The sequence below is a fragment of the Oleiphilus sp. HI0061 genome, assembly GCF_001635675.1.
Map to the genome: position 1 here is coordinate 1 of NZ_LWFE01000764.1, position 708 is coordinate 708.

Here is a 708-nt window from a genome sequence, read left to right on the forward strand (position 1 = left end):
CTGGGTCCATCGTTGTTTCCCAAAGCTGCTCAGGGTTCATCTCACCTAGACCTTTATATCGCTGAATATAAAGACCACGCTGAGCTTCCTTCATTAGAACCTCTAAACCTTGCTTAAAATCAGTGATCGCAAACTGTTTTTCACCACGCTTAATAAAGCTATTCTCACTGAAAATACCTTCAAGAGACTTCGCCATCGTGACAATTTTTTCATAACCAGCTGACTCAATGAACTCTTCACTGAAGATATACTCAGTTGATATACCGTGCACAAATACATCAACTTTTGGTAAGTACAGGTCTTTTTCTTCGTCGTGAGAAATACCAAATACATAGTTCATACCTGTCTTGGTATCAATACCAAGCAAAGGCTGTATTTCTTCAACCCAAGCCGAAACTGTCGCTTTCTCTTTAAGATCTTCTTTATTCAGCGCGCTTACTTTAAGCAAAGTTTCCAGTACAAGTAACGGATAAGAACGGGCAAGCTTAGAAATAATGGTTTCTACTTCACGATATTGACCAACTAAGGTTTCTAAACCTTGGCCAGAGATTGAGGGTGTTCCCTCATCAACATATAAATGAGTATCATCTAAAGCTGACTGGGTCAGGTATTGTTCTAAGGCAGCTTCGTCTTTCAGGTACTGCTCCTGCTTGCCCTTCTTAACTTTATATAAAGGAGGCATAGCAATAAAAATATGACCACGTTCTA

The 708-nt window shown here is 39.7% G+C and carries 1 pseudogene; it reads right to left on the reverse strand.

The features are described from left to right. Positions 1 to 708 (reverse strand): annotated as a pseudogene (gene gyrB, locus A3735_RS09340) (DNA gyrase subunit B); the annotation flags it as partial.